This window comes from Croceicoccus sp. YJ47, assembly GCF_016745095.1.
Classification (GTDB): domain Bacteria; phylum Pseudomonadota; class Alphaproteobacteria; order Sphingomonadales; family Sphingomonadaceae; genus Croceicoccus.
The window spans coordinates 2,651,734-2,666,869 of record NZ_CP067087.1; the positions used below are offsets into that span (position 1 = coordinate 2,651,734).

14 protein-coding genes are annotated in these 15,136 nt (G+C 64.7%); all 14 read left to right on the plus strand.

The features are described from left to right. Positions 1 to 10 precede the first annotated feature (10 nt). The 14 genes from cobT to JD971_RS12980 all read left to right on the plus strand — a co-directional run bounded on the left by cobT (position 11) and on the right by JD971_RS12980 (position 15,120). Complete coding sequence (cobT, locus tag JD971_RS12915; RefSeq protein ID WP_202083984.1) at positions 11 to 1,825, plus strand: cobaltochelatase subunit CobT; 1,815 nt, start codon at positions 11 to 13, stop codon at positions 1,823 to 1,825. Between the two features lies 1 nt (position 1,826). Next, on the plus strand, positions 1,827 to 2,297 hold the full coding sequence (locus JD971_RS12920) for a GNAT family N-acetyltransferase (protein ID WP_202083987.1): 471 nt from the start codon (positions 1,827 to 1,829) through the stop codon (positions 2,295 to 2,297). 71 nt (positions 2,298 to 2,368) lie between these two features. After that, positions 2,369 to 3,118 carry a phosphatidylserine decarboxylase gene (locus JD971_RS12925; protein ID WP_202083989.1) on the plus strand — a complete coding sequence of 250 codons (750 nt, stop codon included), beginning with the start codon at positions 2,369 to 2,371 and terminating at the stop codon, positions 3,116 to 3,118. Positions 3,119 to 3,165: 47 nt separating this feature from the next. Further along, complete coding sequence (locus tag JD971_RS12930; protein ID WP_202087664.1) at positions 3,166 to 3,939, plus strand: phosphatidylcholine/phosphatidylserine synthase; 774 nt, start codon at positions 3,166 to 3,168, stop codon at positions 3,937 to 3,939. A gap of 580 nt (positions 3,940 to 4,519) precedes the next feature. Further along, positions 4,520 to 5,272: a 30S ribosomal protein S2 gene (rpsB, locus tag JD971_RS12935; protein ID WP_202083991.1), complete on the plus strand. Its 753-nt coding sequence runs from the start codon at positions 4,520 to 4,522 to the stop codon at positions 5,270 to 5,272. Positions 5,273 to 5,384: 112 nt separating this feature from the next. Beyond that, complete coding sequence (gene tsf / locus JD971_RS12940) at positions 5,385 to 6,311, plus strand: translation elongation factor Ts (RefSeq protein WP_202083993.1); 927 nt, start codon at positions 5,385 to 5,387, stop codon at positions 6,309 to 6,311. A gap of 157 nt (positions 6,312 to 6,468) precedes the next feature. After that, positions 6,469 to 7,191, plus strand: a complete 723-nt coding sequence (gene pyrH / locus JD971_RS12945; protein WP_202083995.1) for a UMP kinase — start codon at positions 6,469 to 6,471, stop codon at positions 7,189 to 7,191. A 42-nt stretch (positions 7,192 to 7,233) separates the two neighbouring features. Then, entirely contained in the window at positions 7,234 to 7,791 is a 558-nt protein-coding gene (gene frr / locus JD971_RS12950; RefSeq protein ID WP_202083997.1) for a ribosome recycling factor, read from the plus strand. Then, positions 7,788 to 8,513, plus strand: a complete 726-nt coding sequence (gene uppS, locus JD971_RS12955; protein WP_256435261.1) for a polyprenyl diphosphate synthase — start codon at positions 7,788 to 7,790, stop codon at positions 8,511 to 8,513. Before frr ends, uppS begins: the two co-directional genes overlap by 4 nt. Before the next feature lies 1 nt (position 8,514). Continuing rightward, positions 8,515 to 9,234: a phosphatidate cytidylyltransferase gene (locus JD971_RS12960; protein ID WP_202083999.1), complete on the plus strand. Its 720-nt coding sequence runs from the start codon at positions 8,515 to 8,517 to the stop codon at positions 9,232 to 9,234. 30 nt (positions 9,235 to 9,264) lie between these two features. Next, a complete protein-coding gene (gene dxr / locus JD971_RS12965) occupies positions 9,265 to 10,419 on the plus strand; it encodes a 1-deoxy-D-xylulose-5-phosphate reductoisomerase (protein WP_202087666.1) in 1,155 nt (384 codons plus the stop codon). Next, positions 10,419 to 11,534 carry an RIP metalloprotease RseP gene (gene rseP, locus JD971_RS12970; RefSeq protein WP_202084001.1) on the plus strand — a complete coding sequence of 372 codons (1,116 nt, stop codon included), beginning with the start codon at positions 10,419 to 10,421 and terminating at the stop codon, positions 11,532 to 11,534. The genes dxr and rseP overlap by 1 nt, the downstream gene beginning before the upstream one ends. Positions 11,535 to 11,821: 287 nt before the next feature. Then, the gene (gene bamA, locus JD971_RS12975) at positions 11,822 to 14,443 is read left to right on the plus strand and encodes an outer membrane protein assembly factor BamA (protein WP_202087667.1); all 2,622 of its coding nucleotides are present in this window, start codon (positions 11,822 to 11,824) and stop codon (positions 14,441 to 14,443) included. After that, the gene (locus tag JD971_RS12980) at positions 14,443 to 15,120 is read left to right on the plus strand and encodes an OmpH family outer membrane protein (RefSeq protein WP_202084003.1); all 678 of its coding nucleotides are present in this window, start codon (positions 14,443 to 14,445) and stop codon (positions 15,118 to 15,120) included. The genes bamA and JD971_RS12980 overlap by 1 nt, the downstream gene beginning before the upstream one ends. The last annotated feature ends 16 nt before the right edge of the window (positions 15,121 to 15,136 follow it).

Genomic DNA, 15,136 nt, shown 5'->3' on the forward strand with positions numbered 1-15,136 from the left:
GAACCTCGGCTTGGCAGACGAATCCCCTCTCGACCGGTTCCGCGCCGCGCTGACCGCCACGACCCGTGCCGTCGCGCGCGAGCCCGAACTCGACGTCAGCTGGACCAGCGACGCGCCTGCGCAGGTCGGCAACACCGTGCGCGTGCCGATGCCGGGCCGCAAGCTGGAGGCGGGGCCGGTCGCCAGCGCGCGGGGCGTCGCCGACAGCTACGCTCTCAAACGTCGTTACCACGATGCGCAGCGGCATTTGCGCGCGCGTCCCGCGGAACCGATGGCCCGCGCCGCCTTCGACGCGATCGAGCAGGTGCGGTGGGAGGCGTTGGGCGCCAATGCCATGGGCGGGATGCGCGACAATCTCGCCGCCGCGCTGGACAAGCGGATCGCCACCGACCCGATCAGCCGCGCCGACCGGGTCGAGGATGCGCCGATTTCCACTGCGCTCGCACTGATGCTGCGTGAACATCTGACGGGCGAGGCTGTGCCGCCGGCGGCGCGCGCCGGCGTCGACCTGCGCCGCGAACAGATCGAGAGCGCGATCGGCGGCGATTTCGACGATCTGCTCGCCGCGATCGCCGACCAGTCCGAGTTTCAGAAGAAGGCGATCGGCCTGCTCGAACATCTCGAACTGATCGCGACCGAGCCCGACCCCGAAGAAGCGGGCGAGGAAGGCGACGAGCCGGAGGGCGAGGAAACGCAGGACGAAGAGGACGACCTGTCCGATTCGAGCCAGGAGGACATGCGCGTCGATCAACAGCCCGGCGACGCCGATCCGGACGCCGAAGGCGACGGCGAGGAGGAGGGCGAGGCCGAGAGCGAGGGCGAGCCCGATCCCGCCGACGGTGCCGAGGACGGCATGATGCCGGTGCGCCCCAACCGGCCATGGACCGAGCTTCCCGACGATTTCGATTACAAGGCATTCTCCAACGATTTCGACGAGATCGTCGCCGCACATGACCTGTGTGATGAAGAGGAGCTGGCCCGGCTGCGCACCTATCTCGACGCGCAGCTCAAGGGCTTGCAGGGAATCGTGACCCGGCTTGCCAACCGGTTGCAACGCCGTTTGATGGCGCAGCAGAACCGGAGCTGGGACTTCGACCAGGAGGAAGGCCTGCTCGACGCCGCGCGGCTGGCGCGGGTGGTGACGATGCCGGGGCAGGCCTTGTCCTACAAGGTGGAGCGCGATCAGGAGTTCAAGGACACGGTCGTCACGCTGCTGATCGACAATTCCGGCTCGATGCGGGGGCGCCCGATTTCGATCGCGGCGATCAGTGCCGACGTGCTTGCCCGCACGCTGGAACGTTGCGGGGTCAAGACGGAGATCCTCGGCTTTACCACCCGCGCGTGGAAGGGCGGGCAGGCACGCGAACAATGGCTGGCCAAGGGGAAGCCGGAAAATCCCGGACGTCTCAACGATTTGCGGCACATTGTTTACAAGCAGGCTGATGAACCCTGGCGCCGGGCGCGGCGCAATCTCGGCCTGATGATGCGCGAGGGATTGCTGAAGGAAAACATCGATGGGGAGGCGTTGCTGTGGGCGCATTCCCGCCTGCTCGCCCGCCCCGAAGACCGCCGCATCATGATGGTCATTTCCGACGGCGCGCCGGTCGACGATTCCACGCTGAGCGTGAACAGCGCCGGCTATCTCGAAATGCACCTGCGCAAGGTGATCGAGTGGATCGAGAAGAAATCGCCGGTGCAACTCGTCGCGATCGGGATCGGGCACGACGTGACGCGATATTATCGCCGCGCCGTCACGATCATGGATGCAGAGCAACTGGGCGGTACGATGATCGAACAGCTGGCCGGATTGTTCGAGGAAGACTGACGTGTCCGCTTTCGTGATCCGTTCCGCCTCGGGCGCCGAAGATCGCGAATTCATCCGGACGCTCGACGATCGCCTGATCGATGTCATCGTCGCACCTGCCCATTCGCGTGCCGAGGTCGCCGCGTTTCAGGCGCGTTTCACCGCGACCGCCTTTGCCGCAAGCGAGGAGGCCGGCGCGACATTCGTGGCCTGCAATGCGGATGGGCGGCGGCTGGGCTATGTCAATGTGCGGCCCGGCGTGGACGATATCGCAGACGCACCGTGCGCCTATATCGCCCTGCTCGCCGTCGTGGAGGAGCAGGAGCGGACCGGCGTGGCGCGGGCGCTGGTCCAACACGCGGAAAGCTGGGCCATGCAAAAGGGTTATGAGCGGATCGCTCTCGACGTTTTTGCAAGCAACGCGGGTGCGCGCGCGTTTTACGAGTCTGCGGGATATGGTGCCGAAACGCTGCGCCTGGTTCGGCAGATCTGACTGCACAGGGCGGGCCTTGCGAAAAAATGCGATGCTTGCCGCCTGCGGGCGCAGCGCCTAGACACTCGGACATGGCAGGTGAAATTCTCGACAACCGGGGGCGTGGCGAGGCCGGGTGGGCCTTGCCCCCTGTGCATCCCGAAGGCCGCAAGTTTGCGTTGATCGCTGCGGGTATCGCGCTTTTGTTCTTCGTCATCGGGTGGAGTTTCCTCGCCTGGACGACGGTGGCCGCGACGGGCGGCGTGCTGGCGTTCTTCCGCGATCCCGCCCGCGTCGTGCCGCAGGATGACGACGTGATTGTCGCGCCGGCAGACGGGCTCGTCACCCTCATCGCGCGCGTTCCCCCGCCGCCCGAATTGCAGGTCGACGACGGATCGGGCCACGGCGGCATGGCGGGCGATCCCGTCACCCGCATCTCGATTTTCATGAGCATGTTCGACGTGCACATCAACCGCAGCCCGATCGCCGGCACGGTCCGCCGGGTCGCATATATTCCGGGCAAGTTCGTCAATGCCGACCTCGACAAGGCGAGCGAGGACAACGAGCGTCAACATTTCCTCGTCGCGCGCGCGGACGGCGTGCAGGTCGGCTTTACGCAGATCGCCGGGCTGATCGCGCGCCGGATCGTCCCGTTCGTAAAACCGGGCGACATGGTCGCGGCGGGGCAGCGTATCGGCCTGATCCGGTTCGGCAGCCGCGTCGATGTCTATCTTCCCGCCGGCACCGAACCGCGGGTCGTCATGGGGCAAAGCACCATCGCCGGGGAAACCGTCCTCGCCACGATCGGCCATGCCCCACTTCTCGAAGGAGTTTCGCTTTGAACCACGACGATGACCGCCACGCCGAACCGGGCGATGTCGGGCCGCGCATCTCGCATGGCGAGCGCGCCGTGCCCTCGCGGCGGAGCCGTGGGCTTTCGGTGCGGGCGGTGGCGCCCAATGCCATTACCGCCGCGGCGCTGTGCTTTGGCCTGACGGGCATTCGTTTCGCGACCGACGGTTTGTGGGGGATGGCGGTTCTCGCCGTGATCGTCGCCGGGCTGCTCGACGGGATCGACGGGCGGATCGCCCGCCTGCTGAAGGCGCAATCGCGTTTCGGGGCGGAGCTCGACAGCCTTGCCGATTCGCTGTCCTTCGGCGTTGCGCCCGCGCTGATCATCTTCATGTGGTCGCTTCAGGAATTGCCGCGGCTGGGCTGGTTCGCGGCGCTGGCGCTGGCGCTGTGCTGCATGTTGCGGCTCGCCCGGTTCAATGCGCAGATCGACGAGGATGAACAGCCGCACAAATCCGCCGGCTTCCTGACCGGAGTGCCCGCGCCGGTCGGGGCGGGGCTGGCGTTTCTGCCGCTGTACCTGTGGATGGCGTCGGGGGAGGCGATCTTCCGCAATCCGGTGCTCGTCGCGATCTGGATCGTGTTGATGGCGTTCCTGATGATTTCCAATCTCGCGACGCTGAGCTGGACCTCGATCAAGCCGGATCGGTCCATCCGGATCGAGCTGATCGCCTTGCTGGGTATTCTGGGTGTTGCGCTGATGCTGGAGCCCTGGCTCTCGCTCGTCGGGCTTTGCGTGGTGTATCTCGCGCTCTTGCCGCTGGGCTGGTGGCGCTACCGCAAGGTCAGGCGAGCGCGGGCCGCGGCATAGTGGCCGGGCCGCTGCGCCGCGCCGTGCTGCGCGGTGCGGGACGGGGTCGCGCCTTTGGTTGCGGTGCACGGGCCTTCGACACGGAAGGCTCCCCATGCCGCAACAAGGGCGCCAGATCCTTCAACCATTTGCAGCTCATGACGCAACCCGCGACGCCGCAAAGGGCGAAGAACAGGAGGGGCAGGACTGTCGTCGCGAAATGTGTCATGGTCTGATCCTTCGTTCGATCGCGGCAGGGGTGTGTTTACAAACCTTGTCACAAACCTGTCGAAATCCTGTGGATAACGGGATATCCCGTAAGCTGTTCCGTTTCTTCCCTTAATGTTCCTCTTTTGTTCACTCTGGTCAAGCGGAATTTGCGGCGGGGCGAATTGCGCATCCGACAAACCGAATGGCCGGGCCTGCCTGTTTGTCCTTTGCAAAGCGGGCGTATTGGGCTAAGGGCGCGTCGTTCGCGTCTCTTGCCGACGGGCAGGGGGCGCGGACATTTTAACTCCACATGGTCGGCACACATACCGGTGCCGTGGGCGTATCGCCCCGGTTCCCGCTGGCCAGAGGCTCAACCGGAAAGGAATTCCCTATGGCGTCCACTGGCGTCAACATGCAGCAATTGATCGAGGCCGGCGCGCATTTCGGCCACCAGACCCACCGCTGGAACCCGCGGATGAAGCCGTATATCTTCGGCGCCCGCAACGGTGTTCACATCATCGACCTGTCGCAGACCGTTCCGCTGTTTCAGCGTGCACTGGATTTCGTATCCTCGACCGTGCAGGCCGGCGGCAAGGTGCTCTTCGTCGGCACCAAGCGCCAGGCGCAGGATCCGATTCGCGAAGCGGCGCTGGCGAGCGGCCAGTATTTCGTCAACCACCGCTGGCTGGGCGGGATGCTCACCAACTGGCAGACGATTTCGAAGTCGATCAAGAAGCTGAAGACCATCGAGGAGCAGCTGTCGGGCGACACGTCCGGGCTGACCAAGAAGGAAATCCTCGACATGACGCGCAAGCGCGACAAGCTTGAAATGTCGCTCGGCGGCATTCGCGACATGGGCGGCATTCCCGACGTGATGTTCGTGATCGACGCCAATGTCGAGGAACTCGCCATCAAGGAAGCCAACGTGCTCGGCATTCCGGTGGTCGCCGTGCTCGACACCAATGTCGATCCCTCGGGCATCGCCTTCCCGATCCCGGCGAACGACGACGCCAGCCGCGCCGTGCGCCTGTATTGCGACGCGATTGCAGAGGCCGCGACGAAGGGCAATGCCAAGGGTATCGCCGATTCGGGTGCCGACATCGGCGCCATGGACGAGCCGGTCGCCGAAGACGCGACCGCCTGATTTTACAATGACGTCAGGGCGGTCATCGCCCTGACGCATTCATGTTTCAGCCCGCCGGGGACCGTCGCCAGACGCCCCGGCGGCGCATCATTTTATTAAGAGGGTAAACGCCATGGCTGCTTATACCGCTGCTGATGTGAAGAACCTGCGCGAAAAGACCGGCGCGGGCATGATGGATTGCAAGAAGGCTCTCGAAGAGACCGGCGGCGATATCGAAGGCGCCGTCGATTTCCTGCGCGCCAAGGGTCTTGCCGCCGCGCAGAAGAAGTCCAGCCGTACCGCGGCAGAGGGCCTCGTCGGTGTCGCGGTCGAGGGCACGCGCGGCGTCGCCGTCGAAGTGAACTCCGAAACCGATTTCGTCGCCAAGAACGACCAGTTCCAGGATTTCGTACGCAAGGTTACCGAGCTCGGCCTGAAGACCGACGGCGACGATGTCGAGAGCCTGAAGTCCGCCGCGTATCCCGATGGCGGTTCGGTGCAGGACAAGCTCACCAACAATATCGCCACCATCGGCGAGAACCAGTCGATCCGCCGCATGAAGACGGTGCAGGTGTCGAACGGCGTCATCGTGCCCTACATGCACAATGCCGTCGCCGATGGCCTCGGCAAGATCGGCGTGCTGGTCGCGCTCGAAAGCGATGCCGGTGCCGACGTTCTCGAACCGCTGGGCAAGCAGCTGGCCATGCACATCGCCGCCGCGTTCCCGCAGGCGCTCACCGCCGACGACCTCGACGCCGAGGTGATCGAGCGTGAACGCGCCATCGCGCGCGAGAAGGCTGCCGAGAGCGGCAAGCCCGAAAACGTGCAGGAAAAGATGGTCGAGGGTGCCGTCGCCAAGTTCGCCAAGGAAAACGCGCTGCTCAGCCAGGTTTTCGTGATGGACAACAAGACGCCCGTCGCACAGGTCGTCGAAAAGGCCGGCAAGGATGCGGGCACGAAGATCGTGCTCAAGGATTTCGTCCGCTTCCAGCTGGGCGAAGGCATCGAGAAGGAAGAAAGCGACTTCGCCGCCGAGGTGGCTGCTGCCGCCGGCGTCTGATCGCCGCTTTTGTCCGAACGCAAGAGGGCCGGGGCATTGTGCTCCCGGCCCTTTTTCGTGGCCGCGCCGATTGCGGCCCGGCTTTCCCTTTGCGCGAAGGCGGCGGTGGGGTTAAGGACCGGCTTCACCCCAGAATCGAGCGGAACCCGTCCTTCCCATGGCCCTACCCCAATATAAGCGCATCCTTCTCAAGCTTTCGGGCGAGGTATTGATGGGCAATCAGCAATTCGGCATCGACACCGAATATGTCGATCGCTTGGCCGAAGAGGTGGTCGCGGCAAAGAATACGGGGCTCGAAATCTGTCTTGTCATCGGCGGGGGCAATATCTTTCGCGGGATGGCGGGCGCGGCCAAGGGGATGGACCGCGCGCAGGCCGATTACATGGGCATGCTCGCGACCGTGATGAATGCATTGGCGATGCAGAGCAGCCTCGAAAAGCTGGGCGTATCGACCCGCGTGCAATCCGCGATTCAAATGGACGCCGTGTGCGAGCCGGTCATCCGCCGCCGCGCCGAACGCCATCTTGAAAAGGGGCGCGTGGTCATTTTCGCCGCCGGTGTCGGCAGCCCGTATTTCACCACCGATTCCGGTGCGGCCCTGCGCGCGGCGGAAATGAACTGTCATGCCTTGTTCAAGGGCACCAGCGTGGACGGCGTGTACGACGCCGACCCGAAGAAGGACGCGAACGCCACCCGTTACGACCAGGTCGGCTATGACCGCGTTCTGGCCGACAATCTGAAGGTGATGGACGCGTCGGCGGTCGCACTGTGCCGCGACAACCAGATCCCCATCATCGTGTTCTCCATTCGCGAGCGCGGCAATCTTGCCCGCGTGCTCGCCGGCGAAGGCACGCAGACCATCGTGGGCGAGGCGGCCTAAGGCCCGCACCCCCGCCAAGAATCCAAGAGAGGAATCAAGACGATGCCCAAATATGACAAGGCCGACCTGGAACGCCGGATGGACGGCGCCGTGGATTCGCTGAAGAGCGATCTTGCCGGCTTGCGCACGGGCCGTGCGAATACGACGCTGCTCGATCCGGTCGTGGTCGAGGTGTATGGCGCGAACATGCCATTGAACCAGGTGGCCACCGTCTCGGCGCCCGATCCCCGCATGTTGAGCGTGCAGGTCTGGGACAAATCGAACATGACGCCCGTTGAAAAAGCGATCCGTTCGGCGGGCCTCGGTCTCAACCCGATGGTCGACGGGCAGAACATCCGACTGCCGATCCCCGACCTGACCGAGGAGCGCCGCAAGGAGCTGGCGAAGCTCGCCGGCAAATATGCAGAAGGCGCCAAGATCGCGATCCGCAACGTGCGCCGCGACGGGATGGAAGCGCTCAAGACCGACGAGAAGAAGAAGGAAATCTCCGAGGACGACCGCAAGCGGCTCGAGGATGAGGTCCAGAAGATGACCGACACCCACATCGCCGAGGTCGACAGGGCGTCCGAGGCGAAGGAAAAGGAAATCATGAGCCAGTGAGCGCCAGCGCGCCACGATCCCAGCCGGTCGCGCACGCGGCGGGCGGTCCGGACGGCCCGCGCCATGTCGCCATCATCATGGATGGCAACGGGCGCTGGGCCAGGAAACGCCACCTGCCGCGCGCCATGGGGCACAAGCGCGGGGTGGAGGCGGTTCGCAGCCTGCTGCGTGGGGTGCGGGACATGGGGATCGAGGCGCTCACGCTTTATGCGTTCAGTTCGGAGAACTGGCGGCGCCCGGCAGAAGAGATCGACGATCTCACCCGGTTGATGAAGCATTTCATCCGCTCCGACCTCGACGAGATCGCCGCGAACGGCGTCCGGCTGAAGATCATCGGCGATCATTCCGCATTCGACGAGGAAGCGGTCGCATTGATCGACGGGGCGTTGACGCGCACGGCGGGCAACACCGGCACGACGCTGGCCATCGCGCTCAATTACGGGGGGCAGCAGGAAATCGTGCGCGCCGCCCGCGCCGCCGCCGCGCAAGGCGAGATTACCGAGCATACGCTCGCCGCCCATCTCGACACGGCGGACATGCCGCCGCTCGACCTGCTTATCCGCACGTCGGGCGAAATCCGGCTGTCCAATTTCCTGCTGTGGCAATCGGCCTATGCCGAATTGTGCTTTACCGACGTGTTGTGGCCCGATTTCACCGTCGATCATCTGCGGGAGGCGGTCGCGCAATTTGCCGGGCGGGAGCGTCGTTTTGGCGGACGGTGAGATGAAATCCCCCGCCGTCCGGCCCGAAGGACGGCGCAAGACCGACCTTCCCGTACGCGCGGCGAGCGCCATCATCATGCTGGCCATCGCCGCCTTTGCATTGTGGCAGGGGGGCTGGGTGCTCGACCTGCTGATCATTGCGGTCGCGGGCGTGACGCTCTGGGAATGGCAGAGGCTCGTCCGGCGGTGGCAATTGCGGTTTTCCGCCGCGCTGCTGTGGCTGGTGGCGGGCGCGTTCTATATCGGGACGGCGGCGTGGCTCGCGGTGGCGATGGATGCGTGGCTGTTCGTCTTCGCATTGGGCGTGACGGTGATGACCGATACGGGCGCCTATTTCACCGGGCGCGCGATCGGCGGACCGAAGATCGCCCCGCGCATCAGCCCGTCGAAAACCTGGGCCGGGCTGGTCGGGGGCATGATCGGGGCGGCGGCATGGTGCTGTTTCGGGTTGGCCTTCATCGGTTCGCTGGCGGCCTCGCTCACGAGCGGGAACGCGACGCACGGGCTCGGCGCTGCGGATTTCGCGCTTGCCGCGCTGACCGGGGCGGTGCTGGCCGTGTCGGCGCAGGCTGGCGATTTCTTCGAAAGCTGGATGAAACGCCGGGCCAAGGTGAAGGACAGCTCCACGCTGATCCCCGGCCATGGCGGGCTGTTCGACCGGACCGATGGCATGTTGCCGGTGCTGCTGCTCATCGGCCTTCTGCACGAAATCGTGTTATAGGCGCCTATGGGAAAGCCTGTGGGGGACGATATGCGCAGCATCGCGATATTGGGCGCGACCGGTTCGGTCGGCGCCTCGACGCTGGATCTCGTGCGGCGCAACCGTGATGCGTGGCGCGTCTGCGTGCTCACCGCCAATGAAAGCGTGGAGGCGCTGGCGACGCTCGCCCGCGAATTCGTGCCCGATGTCGCGGTCGTCGCGGACGAGGCCCGCCTTCCCGAATTGCGCGCCGCCCTTGCGGGTAGCGGGGTCGAATGCGCGGCGGGCGCCAAGGCGCTGAACGAGGCGGCGGGGCGGGGCGCCGACCTCACCGTCGCGGCCATCGTGGGGTGTGCCGGGCTTGCGCCGGTCATGGCCGCGATCGAGCGGGGCGGCACGATCGCGCTTGCCAACAAGGAAGCGCTGGTGTCCGCGGGCGAGGTGATGACCGCCGCCGTCGCACGGCACGGCGCGACGCTCCTGCCGGTGGATTCCGAACATAACGCGATTTTTCAATGCCTTCAGGGCAATCGCCTGTCGGACGTGCGCTCCATCACCTTGACCGCGAGCGGCGGGCCGTTTCGCGACAGCACCCGCGAAGAGATTGAGGCCGCCACCCCGGCACAGGCTGTCGCGCACCCGAACTGGGACATGGGCGCGAAGATCAGCGTCGATTCCGCCACCATGATGAACAAGGGGCTGGAGCTGATCGAGGCGTTTCACCTGTTTCCCGTGGGTCTCGATAAATTGCGGATCATCGTGCATCCGCAATCGGTCGTGCATTCGATGGTGGAATATCGTGACGGTTCCACGCTGGCGCAGCTCGGCCCGTCCGACATGCGCGTGCCGATTGCCAGCGCGCTGGCATGGCCGCGGCGGATGGATACGCCGATGGGTTCGCTCGACCTCGCCGCGATCGGTCGGCTTGAATTCCGTGCCCCGGACGAAGATTTGTTTCCCGCCACCCGGCTCGCGCGGGAGGCGTGCGCGAACGGCGGTGCGGCGCCGGCGATCCTGAATGCGGCCAACGAGATCGCCGTTGCGGCCTTCCTGTCCGGTCAGATCGGGTTCACGCGCATCGCGGCAATGGTGGCCGATATGTTGAACGATGGCCCCATGCCTGCCGCGCCCGGAACGCTGGACGATGTCCTGGCGATTGATGCGGATGCGCGCCGCCGGGCCGGCGAATTGTTACAGACCGCCTGATGTTCGATAACGCCAATATCTTTACCGCGATCCTGGGTTTCGTCCTCGTGCTCGGCCCGCTGGTCGTGTTGCACGAGCTGGGGCATTATCTCGTCGGGCGCTGGTTCGGGGTCAAGGCGGAGGCGTTTTCCGTCGGCTTCGGCAAGGAGTTGGCCGGATTCACCGATTCGCGGGGGACGCGCTGGAAATTGTCGGCGTTGCCGCTGGGCGGATATGTGCAATTCGCCGGCGACATGAACCCGGCGAGCCAGCCGGGGCAGGACTGGCTCGACCTCCCGACAGAGGAGCGCGAGCGCACGTTTCAGGCCAGATCCTTGGGGCAGCGCGCATGGATCGTGGCGGCTAGGCCGCTCACCAACCTCCTGATCGCGGTGCTGATCCTCGGCGGGTTCAGCCTAGCCTATGGCAGGATGGTCGCCGAGCCCGTCGTCGATGGTTTCGTCGAGGGGTCGCCCGCCGCCGCCGCCGGGCTGGAGCTGGGCGACCGGATCGTGGCCATCGAAGGCCGGCGGATCGACGGGTTCGAGGAGGTGCGCGACAGCGTCATCCCCTATCCGGGCGAGGATATCACGCTCACCGTGGAGCGCGACGGCCGCGAATTCACCACCGACATGACCATCGGCCTCCACGTGGAGGAGGACCGCTTCGGCAATACGTTCCGCATGGGGCAGATCGGCGTCTTTTCGAACACGGGCGAATTGCGCGATGTGGGACCGGCCGAGGCGATCGGCATCGGCGTTACCGAAACGGGCAAGTTGCTCAAGCTTTCGGTGGTCGGCATATGGCAGATCATCTCGGGTCGCCGCCCCATCGAAGAGCTTGGCGGGCCGATCAAGATCGCCAAGTTTTCGGGCGAACAGCTGGTGTCCGGGTGGCAGAGCTTCGTCTATTTCATTGCCATGATTTCAATTAACTTGGCATTCATTAACCTCCTGCCAATTCCCGTGCTCGACGGCGGGCATCTCGCTTTCTATGCCGCGGAGGCAGTGCGCCGCCGACCGGTCTCGCAAGCGACCCAGGAACTGGCCTTCCGGACCGGGCTGGCGTTCGTCCTGGCCTTGATGGTCGTCGTGACCTTCATCGATCTGGCCTCGCTGGATCTGTTCGGGAGTTGAGGCGGGAGGACAGTTGGCACGCAGGTTTCGGTGCGGTTCGCCGCTCGCTCCGCTTGATTGACGCAGGCGCATCGGGCAAGGGCGACGATTAATTCTGAGACAGAAATGGCAATTCGCAGGCTGAAACGGAACGGATCGGCCGCGCAAGGGGCCGATCGAAGGGGCATCATCGCGGTTGCAGCGGCACAGATCGCCGCAAGGCGCGGGTTACGAATAGAGCGACGGGATAGATAGTGACAGCAAGCCTTAATTCGGGACGAAAGCCCCTTTCCACCTTCGCGCCGCGCATGGCCTCGATGGCGGTCGCGCTGATGGCGGGAACGGCCTTGTCCGCCGTGCCGGCCGCGGCGCAGGACGCCCCCGCCGATCCGGCCGCCGCGCCGCAGCAGGCGCCCGCCACTGCGCCCGCCCCGCAAGGGCAGATCATCCAGACGATCAGCGTTTCGGGCGCACAGCGGCTCGAGCCGCAGACGATTCTGTCCTATATCTCCATGCGTCCGGGCGAACCCTATTCCACGGCCAAGGCCGATGCCGCATTGCGCGACCTCTATGCCACCGAATTGTTCAGTGACGTACGCATCGGGCAGGACAGCGGCAATGTCGTGATCGAGGTGCAGGAAAACCCGGTCATCAATCGCATCGTGCTCGAAGGCAACAAGCGGCTGAAGAACGACAAGATCCTTCCTGAAATCCGGCTGGCACCGCGGCAGATCTACACCCGTTCGAAGGTTCGCGCCGATGTCGCCCGCATCATCGAGCTGTACAAGCGGCAGGGTCGCTTTGCCGCCACGGTCGAGCCGCAGGCGGTGATGCTCGACCAGAACCGCGTCGACATCGTCTTTGAAATCACGGAAGGCCCGAAATCGAAGGTTCGCCAGATCAACATCATCGGGAACGAGCAGTTCTCCGACGGCGAACTGCGCGGCGAGATGCTGACCAAGCAAACCGGCTTTCTGACCTTCCTCACCGGTAATACCAGCTACGATCCCGACAAGCTCGCCTTCGATCAGCAGAACCTGCGCCGGTTCTATCTCACGCAGGGCTATGCCGATTTCCGGGTGGTGTCTACCGTCGCCGAGCTGACCCCCGATCGCAAGGATTTCATCATCACCTACGTGGTGGAGGAAGGCGAGCGGTACAAGTTCGGCGATGTCGCGGTGGAAAGCGAGATCCGCGATTTCGACGATGCCGCGCTGACCGCGACGCTGCCGATGAGGACCGGCGACTGGTACAATGCCGAGCAGGTCGAGAACACGATCGAAAGCCTGGCCGAAACAATCGGCGCGTTCGGCTATGCGTTCGGCGAGGTGCAGCCGCGCTACAATCCGAACCGCGAAGACCTGACGATGGACGTCACGTTCCAGATCGCGGAGGCGCCGCGCGTCTATGTCGAGCGGATCGACATCAACGGCAATACGCTGACGCAGGACAAGGTGATCCGCCGCGAATTCCGGCTGGCCGAAGGGGATGCCTTCAACTCGCTCCAGGTGCGCCGGTCGACCGCGCGCATCAATTCGCTGGGCTATTTCCAGGAGAATTTCGAGGTCGAGCAGGGGCCGGGCAGCGCACCCGACCGCGTCGTCCTGACCGCCAATGTCGAGGAACGCCCGACCGGCGAACTTCAGCTTTCGGCCGGTTTTTCGAGCCTGGAACGCTTCATCCTGCAGGGTTCGATCCGGCAGAACAATTTCCGCGGTCGAGGGCAGTCGGTCGGTCTTTCGCTGAACTATTCGCGCTTTTCCAAATCGGCGCAGGTCAGCTTTACCGAACCGTACGTGTTCGATTCCAACATTTCGTTCGGCGCCGACATCTACCGCCGCGATTTCAACAGCTTCAACCGCTTCAACAACAGCCGCAACACGACCTACGAAAACAGCTCGACCGGGTTTTCGGTGCGCGCCGGCACCGCGCTCAGCGAATATATGCAGTTCATCGGCCGCTACACGCTTCAGGTCGAGGACGTGACGCTGGGACAGCAATATTTCGCAGATCTCGACGGCGATGGCGTCCGCAATTGCGAACCGCTCATCGCGGGGCGCTATCTGTGCGACGCTCTGGGCAAGCGGACGAGCTCGATTCTGGGCGCGTCGCTGGTGTATGACACGCTCAACAACCGGCTGCGGCCTTCGGCCTACCACCGGGTCGTGCTGAACGGGGATTTTGCCGGGCTGGGCGGTTCGGTCAAATATCTGCGGGGTAAGCTGAACGCGTCGAAATTCTGGGGCGTGGGTTCGGGCTTCATCTTCTCGCTGCAGGGCGAGGGCGGGTATATCCACGCGTTGAGCGACCGGGCGGGCGCGAATATCGACGATGTCCGCCTGACCGACCGGTTCTTCCTCGGCAATCCGCAGATGCGCGGCTTCGACATTCGCGGCGTCGGTCCGCGCGTCATCCGCAAGCCCTTGCTCGACACCAATGGCGACGGCATTTTCGAAACGGTGAGCGAGGATCGCGATACCTGGACCGATGACGCGCTGGGCGGCCGGGCCTATTATCTCGGCAGGGCAGAGCTGGAAATTCCGCTCGGCTCCGGCGCGCGCGAACTCGGTCTGCGGCCGTCGATCTTCGTCGATGCAGGTGCCGTGTTCGGCCTGACCGACCCGGTGACGCAGACCTTCGATCAGCCGCTCTATGCGCAGCGTGTCGATGTCAATGGCGACCCGCTCGACGAAATCATCTACACCAATGACCCGCTGGCGCCCGATGGCGAAACGCAGAATCAGCGGATCATCAGCCCGTTCACCGAACAATTTCTGGGCGACAGCCCGAAACCGCGCGTTGCGGTGGGCATCGGCGTCAACTGGAATTCTCCCTTCGGACCGCTTCGCATCGACCTGTCGAAGGCTCTCTTGAAAGAAGAGGGCGACGATCCGAGGACATTTTCCTTCAACGTAGGAACGCAATTCTGATGAAAAACACGACCAAGCTTCTCGCCGCCGCGCTGATGGCCGGCGCTCTGCCCACCGCGGCGCTGACCGCTGCGCCCGCGTCGGCGCAGGTTGTGCCGGGCATCGGCATCGCCAATCCCGATGCGATCGTCGTCAACACCGCGGCCTTCCGCCTCGCGGAGCAGCAGCGCCAGACCACCTATGCCGCGCAGATGCAGCAGGCGGAACAGCGCCGCGCCCAGATCTCGCAGCAGCTTCAGCCGCTGTATCAGCAGATTCAGACTGCGAGCCAGCAGGCGAACCCCAATCAGCAGCAATTGCAGCAGCAGGCCGCACAGATTCAGCAGATCGAGCAGCAGGCGCAGGCCGAGTTGCAGCAGATCATGCAGCCTGTCGCCCTGTCGCGCGCCTATGTGCTCGAACAGCTCAGCGAGCAGTTCAACACCGCGCTCACCAATGTGAAGCAGCGCAAGCGGCTCACGCTCGTCCTGACGCCGGATTCGGTGCTCGACGCGGATCAGGCGTATAACATCAACCAGGACGTCGTGACCGAAATGGATCGCCTGGTGCCCAGCGTGCAGATCGTGCCGCCGGCGGGCTGGCTCCCGCGGGCGCAGCGCGAGGCGCAGGCGCAGGCGCAGGCCGCGCAGGCGCAGCAGCCGCAGCAGGGCAACGCCGCCGCGTCCGGCGGGCGCTGAGGCACGGGGACGGGGT

Coding starts and splice junctions, on each gene's coding strand:
- JD971_RS12925 (WP_202083989.1), top strand. CDS start 2,369: ATGGCAGGTGAAATTCTCGACAACCGGGGGCGTGGCGAGGCCGGGTGG.
- rpsB (WP_202083991.1), top strand. CDS start 4,520: ATGGCGTCCACTGGCGTCAACATGCAGCAATTGATCGAGGCCGGCGCG.
- tsf (WP_202083993.1), top strand. CDS start 5,385: ATGGCTGCTTATACCGCTGCTGATGTGAAGAACCTGCGCGAAAAGACC.
- pyrH (WP_202083995.1), top strand. CDS start 6,469: ATGGCCCTACCCCAATATAAGCGCATCCTTCTCAAGCTTTCGGGCGAG.
- frr (WP_202083997.1), top strand. CDS start 7,234: ATGCCCAAATATGACAAGGCCGACCTGGAACGCCGGATGGACGGCGCC.
- JD971_RS12960 (WP_202083999.1), top strand. CDS start 8,515: ATGAAATCCCCCGCCGTCCGGCCCGAAGGACGGCGCAAGACCGACCTT.
- dxr (WP_202087666.1), top strand. CDS start 9,265: ATGCGCAGCATCGCGATATTGGGCGCGACCGGTTCGGTCGGCGCCTCG.
- rseP (WP_202084001.1), top strand. CDS start 10,419: ATGTTCGATAACGCCAATATCTTTACCGCGATCCTGGGTTTCGTCCTC.
- bamA (WP_202087667.1), top strand. CDS start 11,822: ATGGCCTCGATGGCGGTCGCGCTGATGGCGGGAACGGCCTTGTCCGCC.
- JD971_RS12980 (WP_202084003.1), top strand. CDS start 14,443: ATGAAAAACACGACCAAGCTTCTCGCCGCCGCGCTGATGGCCGGCGCT.